Genomic DNA, 17,322 nt, shown 5'->3' with positions numbered 1-17,322 from the left:
TCACTCCTTGAACAGCACGTCGTGGTCGCGGGCGAAGGCGGCGAGCAGAGGCAGAGCCGCGCCGCCGATCGCGCGCGCGTCGCGCCCGACCGAACCTTCCAACACCGCCGCCTCTGTCAAACCCTGGCGGTCGATTCCGGCTAGCCGTTCGCGAATGCGCTCGACCAGGCGCTGGCGGACACTGATGGGAAAGGCGCCATCGATGATGACGGCCTCGAAATCGATCACCGCGCATGCGGAGGCGATGGCCTGTGCCAGCGCCTCGGCCGCCTCCGCGATCCAGGCATCGAGGGGCTCGCGAAAATTCGACCAGTCCTCGGGCGACAGCCAAATGTCGGCGCCGCGCTGCCCGGCAGCGATCAGCTTCCGCTCCAGGCGGTAGATCGAGGCGGTGCGGATCAATTGCTGAAGGCTGACCTCGCCATTCACGTCGCGCCGCATGATCGGCATCGAGCCGAGCGCCCCGGCATTGCCGCTTCGACCGGGGAACAGGCTGCCGCCCAGCACGATACCGCCGCCAACGAAGGCACCGATATAAAAGTAGGCGAAATCTCGGTAGGCGCGCCCCGCACCGAAGGTGAGTTCGGCGGCGCAGGCCGAGGTCGCGTCGTTGCAAAGCCGGACCGGCAATGGCGCAAAGCGGCGCGACAGCTCACCGGCGACGTCGAAATCGCGCCATGCGTCGAGCGCTCCAGCCGGTGTCTCGAGATCGGCCTCCCAGTTCCAGAGCTCGAAAGGCATGGCGACGCCTAGCCCGCTGACCCGCTCCCGCTGCGCATCGGGGAGCGCGACAAGCAGGTTGGGCATCTCGCGCTCGGCGAAGGCCAGGATGTCCTGCGGCACCGGGAACGGATAGATCATCCGCTGTCTGGCGCGGATGCCAGCGGTGAAATCCATCAGGACGAGGTCGGAGCTGCGCCGGCCGATCATCAGGCCGAGCCCGAAGGCACCGTCGGGGTTGAGCGAGTATGGCACCGATGGTTGGCCAACGCGGCCGCGTTGAGGCTCGCCGGGAATCAGCAATCCATCGGCCTCCAGCCGATTGATGATGACGGTCGTGGTCTGCGTCGAAAGGCCGGTAAGGCGGGCAATCTCGACTTTGGCGAGGCCGGGATCACGGCGGATAAGCGACAAGATCAGGCGTTCGTTATAAAGCCGGACGCCGGTCTGAGTGCTGCCGCGACTTCCTAACGAGGCCGCGACCACGGATTCGTCGGCGTCTCGCAGCGGTGCGCGCTCTCCCATCCTCGGCTCCCCGAAACACGTGTTCTTCTTGTTTTCGCTACGGTCGTAGCTCTCTTTTCGCGACACGCATGACGCATCGCGCCAATCAGAATGAACCGGATCGGAGCGCCCTGTCAATAAATAAATCGGAATGATTTATTTATTGACAGGGCGCCTCGTCTCGTGCCTGATAGCGTCGCAGAAACAACATGCGTGCGGTCGAACCGCGCCGATCGACACCAGTTCCAAGGGAGGGAACAATGCGTCTGCCATTCGGGCTTTGCGCCGCGTCGGCGCTCGTGTTTGCACTGAGCGTCCAAGGCGTTCGCGCCGCCGACAGGCCGATCGTCGGCCTCATCACCAAGACCAACACCAATCCGTTCTTCGTCAAGATGAAGGCCGGCGCCGAGGAGGCCGCCAAGGCCAATGGTGTGGAGCTGCGTTCATTCGCCGGCAAGATTGACGGTGACAATGACGGCCAAGTCGCAGCCGTGGAAAACCTGATCGCCTCCGGCGCCAAGGGCATCCTGATCACGCCGAACGATTCCCGCGCCATCGTGCCGGCGATCGAGAAGGCCCGCGCTGCTGGCATCCTGGTGATCGCGCTCGACACCCCGCTCGATCCGCCGACTGCGGCGGACGCCACCTTCGCCACCGACAATTTCCTGGCGGGCGAGCTGATCGGGCAATGGGCCGCGAAGACCTTGGGCGCCAAGGCGGCCTCGGCCAAGATCGCCATGCTCGATCTCAACGTGAACCAGATTTCCGTTGATGTCGCCCGCGATCAGGGCTTCCTCAAAGGCTTCGGCATCGATGTTGGCAACCCGGCCAAGATCGGAGACGAAAAGGATGCCCGCATCGTCGGACACGACGTCACCCTCGGCAGCGAGGAAGGCGGCCGCAAGGCCATGGAGAACCTGCTGCAGAAGGACCCGGGCGTTTCGGTGGTCTATACCATCAATGAGCCGGCCGCAGCCGGAGCCTATGAGGCTTTGCGCTCGGTTGGCCGTGAGAAGGGTGTGCTGATCATCTCGGTCGACGGCGGCTGCCCGGGCGTGCGCAACGTGAAGGACGGCGTCATCGGCGCGACATCGATGCAGTTTCCGCTGCTGATGGCAGCCAAGGGCGTCGAGGCCGTGAAGAAATACGCCACGGACGGCGCCAAGCCGCAGGCCTCGCCGGGTCTCGGCTTCGTCAATACCGGCGTGGAGCTGGTGACGGACAAGCCCATCGAAGGCTTGCCCTCGATCGACAGCGCCGCGGCGCTGAAGAAGTGCTGGGGCTGAGATTGGCGGTCATGCACCGCGTGCAAGGACCGGCGCCCCGCCTCGGGACGCCCGAAAAAGAGTGGGCGCCCGCGCCGACACGGCGCAAGGACAGCCCTCGGTGAGGAAACCAAGATGACCGATATTGGCAACAGCCGCCCCGGCATCCAGGCCTTCGAGGCCGTGCTGGACAAGCCTGACACCCGCGTGGCCGAGTTCGAGGTGTCGGCGAAATCGCCGCTCCAGAAGCTTCAGCATTTCTTGCATGCCAACCCCACCGCCGTGCCTGCGATCGTGCTTCTGCTCGGTGTCATTGTCTTCAGCCTGATCGTCGGCTCGCGCTTCCTGTCGGCGTTCAATCTGTCGCTGATCATTCAGCAGGTGACGATCATCGGCGTGATCGGGATTGCCCAGACGCTGATCGTGATCACCGCCGGCATCGACCTCTCTGTCGGGGCGATCATGGTCCTGTGCTCGGTGATCATGGGTAAGCTCGCCGTCATGATGGGGCTGCCGGCGCCGATCGCCCTCGCGGCAGGCATAGCTGCGGGTGCGGGCTGCGGCGCGATCAACGGCGTGCTCGTGACGCGGTTCAGGCTGCCCCCTTTCATCGTCACCCTCGGCACCTGGTCGATCTTCTTCGCACTCAATCTTTGGTACTCGGCCTCGGAAACCATCCGCTCGCAGGAGGTGGCGCGAACCGCCCCGTTCCTGCAATGGCTCGGGACGCCGGTGGATGTGCTCGGCGCCCGCTTCACCTACGGCTCCTTCTTCATGCTGGCGCTGGTCGGGCTGGTCTGGTTCGTGCTCAACCGCACCGCCTTCGGCCGCCATCTCTACGCCGTCGGCGACGACCCCGACGCCGCGCGGCTCTCCGGCATCCGCACGGACCGCATCCTGTTCACCGTCTATGTGCTGGCCGGCACCATCTGCGCACTCGGCGCTTGGATCCTGATCGGACGGATCGGCTCGATCAGCCCGCAGGCCGGCCAGACGGCCAATCTCGACAGCATCACCGCGGTCGTCGTCGGCGGGGCCAGCCTGTTCGGCGGGCGCGGCTCGATCATCGGCACCCTGGTCGGGGCCTTGATCGTCGGCGTGTTCCGCAACGGCCTCGCGCTCTCGGGCGTCGACGTGCTCTGGCAGGAGTTCACCGTCGGGTGGCTGATCATTATTGCGGTCGCCCTCGATCAATGGATCCGGAAGGTGTCGGCATGACCCTCGAACTCAGAACATCGCAACCGGCCGAGCCGCTCCTCAAGGCCCGCGGTCTCGTCAAGCGCTACGGACGCGTGACTGCGCTGGATCACGCCGATTTCGACCTCTATCCCGGCGAGATCCTTGCCGTTATCGGCGACAACGGCGCCGGCAAGTCATCCCTGATCCGCGCGCTGTCCGGCGCACTGGTTCCGGATGAAGGCGAGATCAGCCTCAATGGCGATAGGGTCGCGTTTCGTTCGCCGCTGGAGGCCCAAGCCGCCGGCATCGAAACCGTGCATCAGACACTCGCGCTCTCGCCGAGCCTATCGATCGCCGACAACATGTTTCTCGGCCGCGAACTGCGTCGTCCGGGCGTGCTCGGCTCGGTCTGCCGCATGCTCGACCGCAAGGCCATGCAGCGCATCGCCCGCGACAAGCTGACCGAGCTCGGCCTGCTGACGGTGCAGAACATCAATCAGCGCGTGGAGACCCTCTCGGGCGGCCAACGGCAAGGGGTGGCGGTGGCGCGGGCAACGGCCTTCGGCTCGCGCGTGGTCATCATGGACGAGCCGACAGCCGCCCTGGGCGTCAAGGAATCGCGGCGCGTACTCGAACTGATCCTCGATGTCCGCCAGCGCGGCGTGGCGATCGTGCTGATCAGCCACAACATGCCGCATGTCTTCGAGATCGCCGACCGCATCCATATCCATCGTCTCGGCCGTCGCCTGACGGTCATCGATCCCAAGACCCATTCGATGTCGGATGCGGTCTCCTTCATGACAGGGGCAAGAACGCCGATCGAGATGGCGGCCTGAGTCCCGCCATCGATTCTCATATCAGCCCCGTTCTTCCTAGAAGGGCGTTCTAGCCGAGGGTCGGCCCGCAAACCTCACCATCCAGGACCAGGGAAATCGACCGCCGCTAGTCCGCTTTCAACTTTCCGAGATTCCCCGGCAGGCCAGACATAGGCAGGTCATCGGGGCTGAGATTGCTCCCCGGCTCGGGGTTGGTTTCCGGTCCATGCGCATTCTCGCCCGCATGCTCCTCATCCCATTTGCGCAAGGCTTCTATGAGAATCGCTAGCTCATGCGCCGCGTCGGAGCCTTCCGGCGCGTCGCTCAGCGCGTTGGCCCGCTCGGCCGCCGCTGCGTACTCCGTGTGGTTTTGAATAAACATGGTGGACTCCTGACATCGCAGGGGAATTGGTCCCGTTGCATCACTCCGTCATGCTGCAACCGCCTGGCCCGTCTGCCGTTCCATGCCGGGACCACGCGATGGCCATGCACTTCAATCCCTAGGCCCGGTGTCGCAGTTCCGCGCGCTCACAGGCTTCGATTCCAGCGAGCCCCTGAAGCGCAAGTAGATCGACAGCGCGACCAGCACCGCGGTCGACCGGGCTGATGTAGCCGATGGTCCGAATGGTGCAGGGCAGCAGGGCATCCGGCTTTCCCGGCGCCGGATCGCCATCATCAGCGCATCGGTCACGAGCCCGGCGGCCATCTCGCACAGCGCGAACGCGTCGACATCGACGACCTCGGCCAGCAATTCCTCGACCGTGGCGAAGCATTCGACGCCGTCCAGGCGTGAATGCCGGCTGGCCACTGCGACGAGCTCGATCTCGGGCGTGGCCGCGACCGCCGGCAAGTGCTGGTCACATGCGATCTTGCCGAGCCGAACTAAGGCGAGACGGATCGCTTGGTCCTGCTCCGGAGGGATTTTCGGCGCCGGACGCAAGGCGCAAGAGCCAAGGCACCGGCAGGAACCATAAAATCTGCGGACGAGATTGAGAAAGCGGTTTCTCATCGCGCGGATCTTTGATAAGCCATGTGAGAAACCGGTTTCTCAAATTGAGGTCGGGCGTGTCAAGCGTGGTGTCGGGCGAGCGAGTGACGATCTACGACGTGGCGCAGGCCGCGCGCGTCAGCACCGCTACGGCCTCGAAAGCGCTCAACGACACGGGGCGCGTTTCGCTTGAGACGCGCGACCGCATCAAGCAGGTCGCGCGGGAGCTCGGCTTCCGGCCGAACTCCCTCGCGCGCAGCCTGACTCGCAAGCGCAGCTTTACCGTCGGCTTGCTGACGAACGACACCTATGGCCGCTTCACTCTGCCGCTGATGGCCGGAATCTCGGAAGGGTTGATCGACCACGGTGTGTCGGTCTTTCTGTGCGCCATTGGCGACAATCCCGACCTGGCCAGAATCCATGTCGATGCGATGCTCGACAAGCAGGTCGACGGCATCATCGCGACCGGCAAGCGCATCGACAAGCCGTTGCCTGTGGATCTCGCCCATCTGTCCGTGCCCGTCGTCTATGCGCTGATGGCCGGCCCGCGCGATGGCATAACGCTGGTCCCGGACGACCGCCAGGGCGCGGGGGATGCAGTGCGCCATCTCCTGGCCCAAGGGCGGCAGCGCATCGTCCATGTCACCGGACCGTCAGAATTCGACGTCGTGCATGAACGGGCGCTGGCCTGCACGCAGGCGCTCGTCGAGGCAGGGGTCTCGGCCGAGGACAATGTCCTGTTCGGCACTTGGTCCGAGCACTGGGGTCATCAGGCGGTCGATGTCCTGTGGTCCGGCGCCGAGAAGCCGGACGGCATCTTCTGCGGCAATGACCAGATTGCACGGGGAGTGGTGGACGCGCTGCGCGAGCGCGGGGTGAACGTGCCCGGCGACGTCTCGGTGGTCGGCTTCGACAATTGGGAAATCGTCGCCAAGGAGACGCGCCCGCCGCTTACGACTGTCGATATGAATCTGAAAGAACTGGGCCGGCAGGCCGGGCTGGCATTGGTGCGGCTTGTCAATGGCGAGGCGGTCGAAACGGGAGTCTGGAAGCTGCCCTGCAGCCTGATCATACGCTCGTCTTAGCGAGCCCCATACGCGAACAAAAACGGCCACAAAAACCAGGGCCGCAACCGGAGGAGACGCAGATGAAGGAATTCAAGGCAGCCTTGCTCGCCCTCGTTGCCGTGCAGGCATCGGCCGGCGCAGCCCTGGCACAGCAGAAACTGACGATGTGGTCGCGCTCGAGCAGCGAGGCCTTCATGCCTTCGCTGGTGAAGGCGTTCAACGCCGCGCACAAGACGCAGATCGAGCTGCAGATCGTACCCAACACCGAGATGGTGCAAAAATACGCGATCTCGGCGGCGGGTGGCTCGGCACCGGACCTGCTCTCGCTCGATCTGGTCTATACGCCGGCCTTCGCCGCGTCCGGGCAGCTCGAGGACCTGACCGACCTGGTCAAGGGCTTCCCCTTCTTCGAGCAGCTCTCCAAGGCTCATCTCGGCGCCGGCACCTATGAGGGCCGCATCTACGGCGTCCCGATGTCGGCCGACGCCTCGGTGATGCTGTGGAACAAGAAGCTGTTCAAGCAGGCCGGGCTCGATCCCGACAAGGGGCCGACCAACTGGGCCGAGATCGAGGAGTATGCCGGCAAGGTCAACGCCATCGGCGGTGACATCCGTGGCTTCTATTTTTCCGGCGCCTGCGGCGGCTGCAACGCCTTCACCTTTATGCCACTGGTCTGGGCCTCGGGTGGCGAGATTCTGTCCGACGGCGGCAAGAAGGCGACGCTGAACACGCCGCAGATGCGCGATGCGGTGGCGCTTTATCGCGGCCTCGTCGCCAAGGGCTATGTGCCGGAGAGCGCGCGCACCGATCCCGGCTCGAACTTCTTCGGCGGGTTCGCAACCGATCGGATCGGGATGTCGCCGATCGGGGCCTTCGCGATCGGCAACCTCGTCAAGAACTATCCCAAGGTCGAGTTCGGCGTGACCTTCCTGCCCGGCAAGACCGGCGGCAAAGCGTCTTTCGCTGGCGGCGACAATTTTGTCGTCACGGCCGGGCGCAAGAACCTGCCGGCGGTCAAGGAATTCCTGACCTTCGTCTACTCGCCGGAAGGCCAGACCCTGCTCGCCAAGCTCGGCAGCCTGCCGACGCGGGCTGATGTCGCAGCCGAGGCGGTGAAGGATCTCGACCAGCGCTACCTCACCGCGACCGAGGCGATGAAGCTCGGCCGGACGCCATCCTCGCCGGTCTACAACGATATCATCAACAGCAGCACCGGCCCGTGGAAGCAGATGCTCAACGAGGTCTTCTTCGGCAACGATGTCGAGGGTTCGCTCGTCAAGGCCGAGAAGACCATGCAGTCGATCATCGACCAGTCGGGGAAGTAAGCGCGCAGCGTTCGCCCGCTTCGTGCGGAAGCCCACCGTCTTCCGGGGCGCTGCGCAGCAGCGAGCCAGGGACTCAGAACCGATGCGCCCGATCGGGAGGCTGCGGATGACGCTCGACTTTCATTCCGATTGCATCGGTTCTGGGTTCCGGGCCCGCGGGCCGTGCCGGAATGACGAAGCGGCAGCCGGACCCCGCCCTCCCAACCTTGCCGGATCACTCGAGATGACCCCGCCAGTTCCCGCCAAGCCAGGATCCGCTAAACGCCGCGGCGCACGCCTGCGCCGTCAGCAACTGGCCGGGCTGCTGTTCGTCGCGCCGGCTGTGCTGCTGGTTATCGTGTTCTTCCTCGTTCCGCTCGGGATGGCGTTCTGGATGTCGCTGCACAACTGGCCGCTGCTCGGCCGGCCGCGCTTCATCGGCTTCACCAACTATCTCAACCTGGCTAGCGACCAGCGCTTCTGGAACGCGATGCGCTTCACCGGCTACTACACGGTGATCGTCACGATCGCGATCTTTGCGGTCGCCTTCCCGCTGGCGCTCTTCGTCGAGAAGGCGCGGCCGCTGACCAAGCTCTATCGCACTGCGATCTTCCTGCCGGTCGTCGTCGGCTTCGGCTCGGCCAGTCTGCTGTGGGCCTGGCTGATGAATGTCGATGTCGGCCTGTTCTCGCCCCTGGCCTACCGGCTCGGCCTGACCGAGAAGCCGGTCAACCTGCTTGCCTCCTTCGACACCACCTTCTGGTCGATCATCGTCATGGTCGTCTGGAAGACGGCCGGCTTCAACATGATCATCCTGCTGACCGGCTTGCAGGGCATTTCCTCGGAGGTGCAGGAGGCGGCGCGGATGGACGGCGCCTCGCCCTGGCAACGCTTCCGCCGCATCACCCTGCCGCTGATGCGACGGACCATCGCCCTGGCTCTGATCCTCTCGGTCGCCGGCTCGGTGCTCGCCTTCGACCAGTTCTACATCATCGCCGATGGCGGACCGCAGAACAGCACGGTCACCGCTGTCTACTGGATCTTCAGCCAGTCCTTCGTCTCCTTCCGCCTCGGCTACGGCGCGGCGATGTCGATGGTGCTGCTGGTGATCCTGGTCACGATCAGCGTGGTGCAACTGCGCCTGCTGCGCACGCCGGAGGGCGCGTGATGTCAAACCGCAAGTCAGCCACAGCGCGTCGCCGCCTCTTTGCCGCGACGCGCTATCACACGATCGGGCTCTTCATCTCGCTGCTGTTCGTTGCGCCGATCGCCTGGAGCGCACTGGTGTCGTTCAAGCCATCGGCCGAAGCCGCGCGTCCGCCGCTGCCACCCTGGCCTGTGGAAGGGTTCAGCACTCAGAGCTACGAAAACCTGCAGAAATATGGCGTCGGCATCTGGACCTATGCCGGCAACAGCCTGACCGTCGCCGCTGCGACCGTGGCCGTCACGGTCGTTATCAGCCTGTTGGCGGGATACGGCTTCTCGCGCTTCAAGTTCCCGCTCAAGAACGTGCTGTTCGTGCTGATCATCTCGACGGTGATGATCCCGTTCCAGTCGATCCTGACGCCGCTATTCCTGATCCTGACCAAGCTCGGCCTGCAGAACACGCTGCCCGGCATCGTCCTGATCTATGTGACGCTGCATCTGCCCTTCTCGATCTTCATGATGCGCAACGCCTTCGACGCCGTGCCGAAGGAGATCGAGGATGCGGCCCGCGTCGACGGCGCCTCGGTCTTCCTGATGTTGCGCCGGGTGATGCTGCCGCTGGTGCTGCCGGGCGTCGCGACGGTCGCGATCTTTGCCTTCCTGGCCTCCTGGAACGAGTTCCTGGCGGCGCTGATCCTGCTGACGGACCAGAAGAAGTACACCCTGCCGGTGATGATGGCCGCAGTCCGCTCCGGCCAGTTCGGCACCATCGACTGGGGCGCAGTGCAGTCCGGCGTGATGCTGATGATGGCGCCGTGCCTCGCGCTCTTCCTGCTGCTGCAGCGCTACTACATCCGCGGTCTGACCGCGGGCGCCGTCAAGTGAACCTTCCCGACAACCAAGCGGTGACAGCATGACCTCTCACGATCAGCCCCGGGCCAGCGGCTACAGGCCACCAGCCGTGCCCGACGTCGACGTTCGCGGCTTCTGGGGCGAGCGCATCGACGCTGTCGCCGACAGGACGGCGATGATCCTCTATGACCGCTGCGTCGCGGCCGGCATGTTCGACCAGATCGATCCGGCCCGGCCGGTGCCGCCTGTGAAGATGCCCTGGCACATGCGTGCCGATGGCACGCCCGACACTGTGAATGTCCAGATGTTCTGGGATTCGGACGTCGCCAAGGTGATCGAGACGGCAGCCTATGCGCTCTACCGCAAGCCTAACGCCGATCTCGAGGCGAAGATGGACGCGATCATCGAGATGTTCGCGGGCCTCCAGCAGCCGGACGGCTACATGAATTCCTGGTTCGTCCGGATGCAGCCGGGCCATCGCTGGACCAATCTGCGCGACTGTCATGAGCTCTATTGCGCCGGGCATTTGATGGAGGCGGCCGTGGCCTATTTCCACGCCACCGGCAAGCGCAAGCTGCTCGATGTGATGTGCCGCTATGCCGACCATATCGACGAGACCTTCGGGCCGAAGCCTGGCCAGAAGCCGGGCTATTGCGGGCATGAGGAGATCGAGCTCGCGCTGATCCGGCTCGGTCGCGCCACCGGCGAGCAGCGCTATCTCGACCTCGCCCGCTATTTCATCGAGCAGCGCGGCCAGCAGCCGCACTACTTCGACGTCGAGGCGGCGGCACGCGGCGTCGATCCGGCGCAGTGGCGCCACAAGACCTACACCTACAACCAGTCGCATCTGCCGGTGCGCGAGCAGGGCAAGGTCGTCGGCCATGCAGTGCGGGCGATGTATCTCTATTCCGGGATGGCCGATGTCGCGACCGAGTTCGGTGACGACAGCCTGACCGACGCGCTGAACCGGCTCTGGGAGGACCTGACCTCAAAGCAGATGTATGTCACCGGCGGCATCGGCCCGGCGGCCAGCAATGAGGGCTTTACCGACTATTACGACCTGCCCAATGAGAGCGCCTATGCCGAGACCTGCGCGGCGGTGGCGCTGATGATGTGGGCGAGCCGCATGCTCGGGCGGGGGCCGGACCGACGCTATGCCGACATCATGGAGCAGGCGCTCTACAATGGCGCTCTCTCGGGGCTCTCGATCGACGGCTCGCGCTTCTTCTACGACAACCCGCTGGAGAGCCGCGGTCGCCACCATCGCTGGAGCTGGCATCGCTGCCCATGCTGCCCGCCCAACATCGCCCGCACGGTGACGGCGATCGGCAGCTATATGTACGGCATCTCGGCGGACGGCATCGCCGTACACCTCTACGGCGCCAGTACGGCGCGCCTCAGCGCCGGCGCAACCGCGGTGACGGTGAGGCAGGAAACGGACTATCCGGCAGACGGTCGGGTCGACATCACCATCGGGCTGGACCGGCCGGCGCGCTTCACCCTGTCGCTGAGAATGCCGGGCTGGTGCGGCCAGGCCGCCGTCACGCTGAACGGCGAGGCTGTGCCAATGGTGGAGAACGGCGACGGCTATCTGCATCTCGCCCGGGAATGGAAGGATGGCGACACTATCGCGCTCGACCTGCCGATGCCGGTGCGCGCGCTTCATGCCCACCCAGCGGTGAAGGCCGATCTCGGCCGTGTCGCGATCGCGCGTGGGCCGCTGATCTATTGCGCCGAGGAGGTCGACAATGCAGCCGACCTCAACGCCCTGATCGTGCCGGAAGACCTTTCGGCCGCGAAGACGGTTCCGGTGCCCGATCTCGGCGGGGCGGTGGCGATCGACCTGCCGGTGCGGCGCGAGCAGTGGCCGCAGCGGGAGGGTCGGCTCTACGATGACCATCCGCCGGAATATGCCACGATGACGGCGCGTCTCGTACCCTATCACCTCTGGGATAATCGCGAACCCGGCGAGATGCTGGTCTGGATCAGGGGCGGCCGATGAGCGCGCAGCATAACTCGGCACAGCCAAAAGCCACCATCGAGCTCAAGGGCGTGCGCAAGAGCTTCGGCTCGGTCGACGTCATCCATGACCTCGATCTCAAGGTCGAAGGCGGCGAGTTCATCGTCTTCGTCGGCCCGTCCGGCTGCGGGAAGTCGACCCTGCTGCGTATGATTGCCGGGCTGGAGGAGGTAACGGACGGCGACATCCTGATCGCCGGTCGGGACGTCACCGATCTCGACCCGGCCAAGCGCGGCATCGCCATGGTCTTCCAATCCTACGCGCTCTACCCGCATATGAGCGTGCGCGAGAACCTCGCTTTCGGCCTGGAGATTGCCCGAACGCCGGCGGCGGAGATCCGGCGGCAGGTCGAGGCGGCGGCCGGGATTCTCAAGATCGGACCATTGCTGGACCGCCGGCCCGGTCAGCTCTCGGGCGGTCAGAGGCAACGCGTCGCGATCGGGCGCGCAATCGTACGCAAGCCGCTGGTCTTCCTGTTCGACGAACCGCTGAGCAATCTCGATGCCGAGTTGCGCGTCAGCATGCGCGTCGAGATCGCGCGGCTCCATCGCGAGCTCGGCAATACGATGATCTATGTCACCCACGATCAGACCGAGGCGATGACGCTGGCCGACCGCATCGTGGTGCTGCGTGACGGCAGGATCGAGCAGGTCGGCTCGCCCCGGGAGGTCTACGAGAACCCCGCCAATCTCTTCGTCGCCGGCTTTATCGGCTCGCCGCGCATGAACATCATCGACGGAACCTGCCTGACGGCGACCCGCATCAGCATCGCAGGGACAGAGATCGAGCTCGATCGGCCCATGCCTGCCAGGTCGCAGGAAGCGATCAAGCTCGGCATCCGCCCCGAGCACTGGTCGATCACGGACAGGCAGGACAATGCGCTGCCGGCGCAGGTCGAGTTCGCCGAATATCTCGGCAGCACGCGATACGTGCATTGCAAGCTCGCCAACGGAGACCTCGTCACGATCGAGCAGCGTGGTGGACGGGATGCCAAGCCGGGCGAAGACCTATGGCTGAACTGCCACCGGCAGGCGCTGAAGATCTTCTCCATGTCCGGAGAGGCAAGGTGAGCGGGCCACGGCTGAGACCCTGATGGCGCCCCCAAGGCGCGCCGCCAGAACCTGAGACTGTGCCCTCTCGCTCTTGGGGATGACGACCGTCAGCACGCCATTCTTGAAGCGGGCATCGATCTTGTCCTGCTCGACCTCGTAGCCGAGAGAGATACGACGCCCGAAGCGACCGTAGTACTGCTCCGAAAACTGTCTCTCCTTGTCTTCACGATCGGCTCGCTTCTCGCCTTTGGGGGACCGCGCGATGAAGCGCAAAGACGGGATTGGGCCGATCATTGCGATAAAGCGTGGGGACCCGGTGGCCGTTGTCGCGACCCCAGGGGATCAGATCTCGAACGCGCATAGCAGTCCTCCTTGCGTTCAAATGCAGGATGCGCTTGCGACGCCGGGCGCCTCGCCCGGCGTCTAGCGTCGGACTTAAGGCAGCCTCTGCTCAGGCTGCGCGCTTCTCGGTATCGATCTGCGGCCGATCGGCTTTCGGCAGTGCGGCGCCGGTAGCGATCTCGATCCGGCGCGGCTTCATCTCTTCCGGTAGCTCGCGCTTCAGATCGACCGTCAGCAGACCGTTCTCGAGGTTGGCGGCCACCACCTTCACATGGTCCGCGAGCTCGAAGCGGCGCTGGAAGGCTCGCTCGGCGATGCCGTGGTGGAGATATCGGCCATTGTCGTGGCCGGCCTGCTGCCCCGACACCATCAGCAGGTTCGGCTCGTGCGTGATCGCCAGCTCGTCCCGCGCGAAGCCGGCCACGGCCATCGTGATGCGATAGTCGTCGTCACCAGTCTTGACGATGTCGTAGGGCGGCCAGTTGCCGGCCGGATCCTGCCGGTTAGCAGCTTCGAGCGCATGGAATAAGCGGTCGAAGCCAATACTCGACCGATACAGGGGAGAAAAATCGAAGACGGTTCTCATAACCACATCCTCCATTGAGCAACATGGGTACAAGTCGGTCATCCCGAGGTCTAACCGACGCCGGCTTGACCGGCCGATCCCGCAAAAGGCGATCGGCAACAATCGATTTGGATCGGGTCAGGCGCGGTTCAAGAGGGGTGTAAATTTTTGAGAGACCCGTTTGGTGCCTCGCAAAAGGCGCTGGCGACGACGCTTCCCGGTTGAACCGGCACCGTTGAAGCCAGAGCTGCCCCGCCGAAAGCTAGGCGGGGCTCAGGTCATGTCACGATGATCGCGAGGATGAACCCGCTCGCGCCTGCGAGCATCGCCAGTGCGGTCAGGCGAGCCAGCCCTGCCTTGTCGAGAGGCCGCCTGCGCTGGATGAATTCGACAGCGGACACGTGAACCTCCATGCTTACAGGGACAGGAGGTCGCTGGGCGTCGCATATCTGCTCGCCCTGTCGAACCGCCTGCCACTCTCGCCGCGATCGAGCAATGCGAGCGCGTCCATGACCTCGTCGAAGCCGATCGGGTGAGAGGCAAAAGGTGGGTGTCGCAAGGCGGGGCATGAGTCCACGGCACAGGCGTCGGATGCCCACGACGACAGGATCGCCCGCTTTTCCGAGTTGGGAAGCGAAATGTCGCGCAGGACATCACGCGGACGCTCGTAGAACCGGCTCGGGTGCAATAGCCGGTCCAGGGCGGCGTCGTCGGTATCCGGGCGAGCGGGCGGCACGAGCGCGGTCAATGGCTGGCTCATCGGTGGGTCCTCCAAAAAGCTCCTTTCAGTTGCTGCGCGAGGCGCGCGGGATGAATTTGGGTCCCGGAGGTTGAGCTTCAAGAGGTTCGAGCGCCGAAGCGATTTCCCCCTTACTGCAGCCGGAACTCACCGCTCACCGCGCTGAGATCGGCGGGGCCGATCAGGTCCTTATGGGTGACGGTGATGCGGAACAGCTTGCCGTCGAGCTTGGCCTGCCAGAAGGCGAGGAACTTGTTGAGCTCGGGGAAGCGCGGGGCGAGATCATAGTCCTGCCAGATGAATTCCTGCAGGATCGAAGGGTGGTCGGGCAGGCGATAGAGGATGCCGGCGGTGGTCAGGCCATAGCCCGCGATCTGGCGGGCGAAGTCGGTGGAAGCCATTCCTTTCAGCTCCATGGTTGCGTTGCTCATGGCAGCGCAAATCCAATGCGTCCGCAAGCCGAAAAATTCCAGCTAGCTCCACGAATTCAAGGCGTTAGCACTCGATTGAAAAAAGTGCTGCCAGCCTCTTGAAGGCAAAAATCGGGCAACCTAGATCATCGCGCGGGCACGGCGCCTCAGGGGCGCGCGGAACCTCGCCGCGAGACCCGTACAGGGCCGGCCCGCTTTGACATGTGACCGACATGGAAACTGGAGGAACTCATGAAGTTTCGGCCACTGCATGACCGCGTCGTCGTGAAGCGCATCGACGCCGAGGAGAAGACCAAAGGCGGGATCATTATCCCCGACACCGCCAAGGAAAAGCCGCAGGAGGGCGAGGTCGTCGCGGTCGGCGCCGGCGCGCGCGACGAGACCGGCAAGCTTGTGCCGCCCGACGTCAAGGTCGGCGACCGCGTCCTCTTCGGCAAATGGAGCGGCACCGAGGTCAAGATCGATGGCCAGGATCTCCTGATCATGAAGGAGTCCGACATCATGGGCGTCGTCGAGACGACTGCGACCCTCAAGAAGGCCGCCTGACGGGGTCTTCATTCCACATTATCAACCTGAAACCTCAAGTCTGAAGGAGTGAGGAATCATGGCTGCGAAGGACGTGAAGTTTTCGCAGGACGCGCGCGAGCGGATGCTGCGCGGCGTCGATACGCTGGCAAATGCCGTGAAGGTCACGCTGGGTCCGAAGGGCCGCAACGTCGTGATCGAGAAGTCGTTCGGCGCTCCGCGCATCACCAAGGACGGCGTCACTGTCGCCAAGGAGATCGAGCTTTCCGACAAGTTCGAGAACATGGGCGCCCAGATGGTGCGTGAGGTGGCGTCGAAGCAGAACGACGCCGCTGGCGACGGTACTACGACCGCGACCGTGCTCGCCCAGGCGATCGTGCGCGAAGGCGCCAAGGCCGTTGCCGCCGGCATCAACCCGATGGACCTGAAGCGCGGCATCGACCTTGCGGTCGAGGCCGTGACGAAGTCGCTCGGCGAGCATTCCAAGACGATCACCGGCTCGGAGGAGGTCGCCCAGGTCGGCACCATCTCCGCCAATGGCGACCGCACCATCGGCGCGATGATCGCCGAGGCGATGCAGAAGGTCGGCAAGGAGGGCGTCATCACTGTCGAGGAAGCCAAGACCGCCGAAACCGAGCTCGACGTCGTCGAGGGCATGCAGTTCGACCGTGGCTACCTCTCGCCCTACTTCATCACCAATGCCGAGAAGATGGTCGCCGAGCTTGAGGACCCCTACATCCTCATCCACGAGAAGAAGCTCTCCGGTCTCCAGGCGATGCTGCCGCTGCTGGAAGCGGTGGTGCAGACCGGCAAGCCGCTGCTGATCGTGGCGGAGGACGTAGAAGGCGAGGCCCTCGCCACCCTCGTCGTCAACAAGCTCCGCGGCGGCCTCAAGATCGCGGCCGTCAAGGCGCCCGGCTTCGGCGACCGCCGTAAGGCCATGCTCGAGGATATTGCCATCCTGACCGGCGGAACCGCCGTGAGCGAGGACCTCGGCATCAAGCTGGAGAACGTCACGCTCCAGATGCTCGGGCGCGCCAAGAAGGTGCGCATCGAGAAGGAGAACACCACGATCGTCGACGGGGCGGGCAAGAAGACCGAGATCGAGGCCCGTGTCGCGCAGATCAAGGCGCAGATCGAGGAGATGACCTCGGACTACGACCGCGAGAAGCTCCAGGAGCGTCTGGCCAAGCTCGCCGGCGGCGTCGCGGTCATCCGCGTCGGCGGCGCGACCGAAGTCGAGGTCAAGGAGAAGAAGGACCGCGTCGACGACGCCCTGAATGCCACCCGCGCCGCGGTGGAAGAAGGCATCCTCCCCGGCGGCGGCGTTGCGCTCCTGCGCGCCGTCAAGGCGCTGGAAGGCCTCAAGGCCGGCAATGACGACCAGAAGACGGGCATCGAGATTGTCCGCAAGGCGATCACCGCGCCGGCCCGCCAGATCGTCGAGAATGCCGGCGGCGATGGCGCGGTCGTGGTCGGAAAGCTCCTGGAGTCGTCCGACTACGCCTGGGGCTACGATGCCCAGACCGGCGAGTACGGCGACCTGGTCAAGGCCGGCATCATCGACCCGACCAAGGTCGTGCGCACGGCACTCCAGGACGCGGCTTCGGTCGCCGGCCTGCTGATCACCACCGAGGCGATGGTCGCCGAGCTCCCGAAGAAGGAAGCCGCTCCGGCGATGCCGGCCGGCGGCATGGACTACTGATGCAACCCGGGCGCCGCGGCTACGCGGCGCCCACGACTCCGCATCGGCGCCTCTATGCTTCGAAAGTTCGCAGGATATGCCCTTCTCATCGCTGAGCGGTCCG

At 64.7% G+C, this 17,322-nt stretch carries 18 protein-coding genes and 1 pseudogene; 11 read left to right on the top strand and 8 right to left on the bottom strand.

The features are described from left to right. Nucleotides 1–1,134 carry an ROK family transcriptional regulator gene (locus tag CXY91_RS15710; protein ID WP_465246864.1) on the bottom strand — a complete coding sequence of 378 codons (1,134 nt, stop codon included), beginning with the start codon at nt 1,132–1,134 and terminating at the stop codon, nt 1–3. 350 nt (nt 1,135–1,484) lie between these two features. On the opposite strand from CXY91_RS15710, the gene CXY91_RS15705 reads away from it, so the two are divergent. From CXY91_RS15705 to CXY91_RS15695, 3 genes are all read left to right on the top strand, one after another. Then, nucleotides 1,485–2,510, top strand: coding sequence for a sugar ABC transporter substrate-binding protein (locus tag CXY91_RS15705; protein WP_100962254.1), 1,026 nt, complete (start codon nt 1,485–1,487; stop codon nt 2,508–2,510). 114 nt (nt 2,511–2,624) lie between these two features. Beyond that, entirely contained in the window at nt 2,625–3,707 is a 1,083-nt protein-coding gene (locus CXY91_RS15700) for an ABC transporter permease (RefSeq protein WP_100962253.1), read from the top strand. After that, nucleotides 3,683–4,504 carry an ATP-binding cassette domain-containing protein gene (locus tag CXY91_RS15695; protein WP_199777461.1) on the top strand — a complete coding sequence of 274 codons (822 nt, stop codon included), beginning with the start codon at nt 3,683–3,685 and terminating at the stop codon, nt 4,502–4,504. The genes CXY91_RS15700 and CXY91_RS15695 overlap by 25 nt, the downstream gene beginning before the upstream one ends. Before the next feature lie 106 nt (nt 4,505–4,610). Here CXY91_RS15695 and CXY91_RS15690 read toward each other — a convergent pair whose 3' ends face one another. Then, nucleotides 4,611–4,865 carry a hypothetical protein gene (locus CXY91_RS15690; RefSeq protein WP_100962252.1) on the bottom strand — a complete coding sequence of 85 codons (255 nt, stop codon included), beginning with the start codon at nt 4,863–4,865 and terminating at the stop codon, nt 4,611–4,613. A gap of 111 nt (nt 4,866–4,976) precedes the next feature. Further along, nucleotides 4,977–5,333 carry a DUF6766 family protein gene (locus CXY91_RS15685; protein WP_100962251.1) on the bottom strand — a complete coding sequence of 119 codons (357 nt, stop codon included), beginning with the start codon at nt 5,331–5,333 and terminating at the stop codon, nt 4,977–4,979. A gap of 224 nt (nt 5,334–5,557) precedes the next feature. Between CXY91_RS15685 and CXY91_RS15680 the strand changes: the two genes are divergently transcribed. The 6 genes from CXY91_RS15680 to CXY91_RS15655 all read left to right on the top strand — a co-directional run bounded on the left by CXY91_RS15680 (nt 5,558) and on the right by CXY91_RS15655 (nt 12,930). Next, nucleotides 5,558–6,556, top strand: a complete 999-nt coding sequence (locus tag CXY91_RS15680) for a LacI family DNA-binding transcriptional regulator (protein WP_465246863.1) — start codon at nt 5,558–5,560, stop codon at nt 6,554–6,556. 62 nt (nt 6,557–6,618) lie between these two features. Beyond that, complete coding sequence (locus tag CXY91_RS15675) at nt 6,619–7,863, top strand: ABC transporter substrate-binding protein (RefSeq protein WP_100962249.1); 1,245 nt, start codon at nt 6,619–6,621, stop codon at nt 7,861–7,863. 223 nt (nt 7,864–8,086) lie between these two features. Beyond that, nucleotides 8,087–9,010 (top strand): carbohydrate ABC transporter permease, encoded by a 924-nt coding sequence (locus CXY91_RS15670; RefSeq protein ID WP_091836855.1) that lies wholly within the window; start codon nt 8,087–8,089, stop codon nt 9,008–9,010. After that, a complete protein-coding gene (locus CXY91_RS15665; protein WP_091836857.1) occupies nt 9,010–9,873 on the top strand; it encodes a carbohydrate ABC transporter permease in 864 nt (287 codons plus the stop codon). The genes CXY91_RS15670 and CXY91_RS15665 overlap by 1 nt, the downstream gene beginning before the upstream one ends. A 28-nt stretch (nt 9,874–9,901) precedes the next feature. Next, nucleotides 9,902–11,842, top strand: a complete 1,941-nt coding sequence (locus tag CXY91_RS15660) for a glycoside hydrolase family 127 protein (RefSeq protein WP_100962248.1) — start codon at nt 9,902–9,904, stop codon at nt 11,840–11,842. Further along, entirely contained in the window at nt 11,839–12,930 is a 1,092-nt protein-coding gene (locus CXY91_RS15655) for an ABC transporter ATP-binding protein (protein ID WP_100962247.1), read from the top strand. Before CXY91_RS15660 ends, CXY91_RS15655 begins: the two co-directional genes overlap by 4 nt. Nucleotides 12,931–12,978: 48 nt before the next feature. Here the strand turns inward: CXY91_RS15655 and CXY91_RS15650 are convergent. The 5 genes and pseudogenes from CXY91_RS15650 to CXY91_RS15635 form a co-directional block, all read right to left on the bottom strand. After that, nucleotides 12,979–13,273 (bottom strand): annotated as a pseudogene (locus CXY91_RS15650) (Hsp20/alpha crystallin family protein); the annotation flags it as partial. 90 nt (nt 13,274–13,363) lie between these two features. Beyond that, nucleotides 13,364–13,840, bottom strand: coding sequence for an Hsp20 family protein (locus CXY91_RS15645; protein ID WP_100962246.1), 477 nt, complete (start codon nt 13,838–13,840; stop codon nt 13,364–13,366). A gap of 257 nt (nt 13,841–14,097) precedes the next feature. After that, nucleotides 14,098–14,220, bottom strand: a complete 123-nt coding sequence (locus CXY91_RS31140) for a hypothetical protein (RefSeq protein WP_282569384.1) — start codon at nt 14,218–14,220, stop codon at nt 14,098–14,100. 14 nt (nt 14,221–14,234) lie between these two features. Beyond that, nucleotides 14,235–14,579, bottom strand: a complete 345-nt coding sequence (locus CXY91_RS15640) for a hypothetical protein (protein ID WP_100962245.1) — start codon at nt 14,577–14,579, stop codon at nt 14,235–14,237. A 110-nt stretch (nt 14,580–14,689) separates the two neighbouring features. Next, a complete protein-coding gene (locus CXY91_RS15635; protein ID WP_465246862.1) occupies nt 14,690–14,959 on the bottom strand; it encodes an usg protein in 270 nt (89 codons plus the stop codon). 261 nt (nt 14,960–15,220) lie between these two features. Here CXY91_RS15635 and groES point away from each other — a divergent pair, with 261 nt between their 5' ends. Beyond that, nucleotides 15,221–15,535, top strand: a complete 315-nt coding sequence (groES, locus tag CXY91_RS15630) for a co-chaperone GroES (RefSeq protein WP_100962244.1) — start codon at nt 15,221–15,223, stop codon at nt 15,533–15,535. Between the two features lie 58 nt (nt 15,536–15,593). Beyond that, entirely contained in the window at nt 15,594–17,219 is a 1,626-nt protein-coding gene (gene groL, locus CXY91_RS15625; protein WP_100962243.1) for a chaperonin GroEL, read from the top strand. Nucleotides 17,220–17,322 lie beyond the last annotated feature (103 nt).

It is taken from the genome of Allobosea sp. FBZP-16, from assembly GCF_002831785.1.
In the GTDB taxonomy this organism is placed as follows: Bacteria; Pseudomonadota; Alphaproteobacteria; order Rhizobiales; family Beijerinckiaceae; genus Allobosea; species Allobosea lupini.
This window is presented reverse-complemented; position numbering and strand designations above follow the sequence as displayed.

Coding starts and splice junctions, on each gene's coding strand:
- CXY91_RS15700 (WP_100962253.1), top strand. CDS start 2,625: ATGACCGATATTGGCAACAGCCGCCCCGGCATCCAGGCCTTCGAGGCC.
- CXY91_RS15690 (WP_100962252.1), bottom strand. CDS start 4,865: ATGTTTATTCAAAACCACACGGAGTACGCAGCGGCGGCCGAGCGGGCC.
- groL (WP_100962243.1), top strand. CDS start 15,594: ATGGCTGCGAAGGACGTGAAGTTTTCGCAGGACGCGCGCGAGCGGATG.
- CXY91_RS15635 (WP_465246862.1), bottom strand. CDS start 14,959: ATGGCTTCCACCGACTTCGCCCGCCAGATCGCGGGCTATGGCCTGACC.
- CXY91_RS15655 (WP_100962247.1), top strand. CDS start 11,839: ATGAGCGCGCAGCATAACTCGGCACAGCCAAAAGCCACCATCGAGCTC.
- groES (WP_100962244.1), top strand. CDS start 15,221: ATGAAGTTTCGGCCACTGCATGACCGCGTCGTCGTGAAGCGCATCGAC.
- CXY91_RS15645 (WP_100962246.1), bottom strand. CDS start 13,840: ATGAGAACCGTCTTCGATTTTTCTCCCCTGTATCGGTCGAGTATTGGC.
- CXY91_RS15660 (WP_100962248.1), top strand. CDS start 9,902: ATGACCTCTCACGATCAGCCCCGGGCCAGCGGCTACAGGCCACCAGCC.
- CXY91_RS15665 (WP_091836857.1), top strand. CDS start 9,010: ATGTCAAACCGCAAGTCAGCCACAGCGCGTCGCCGCCTCTTTGCCGCG.
- CXY91_RS15705 (WP_100962254.1), top strand. CDS start 1,485: ATGCGTCTGCCATTCGGGCTTTGCGCCGCGTCGGCGCTCGTGTTTGCA.
- CXY91_RS15695 (WP_199777461.1), top strand. CDS start 3,683: ATGGATCCGGAAGGTGTCGGCATGACCCTCGAACTCAGAACATCGCAA.
- CXY91_RS15640 (WP_100962245.1), bottom strand. CDS start 14,579: ATGAGCCAGCCATTGACCGCGCTCGTGCCGCCCGCTCGCCCGGATACC.
- CXY91_RS15675 (WP_100962249.1), top strand. CDS start 6,619: ATGAAGGAATTCAAGGCAGCCTTGCTCGCCCTCGTTGCCGTGCAGGCA.
- CXY91_RS15670 (WP_091836855.1), top strand. CDS start 8,087: ATGACCCCGCCAGTTCCCGCCAAGCCAGGATCCGCTAAACGCCGCGGC.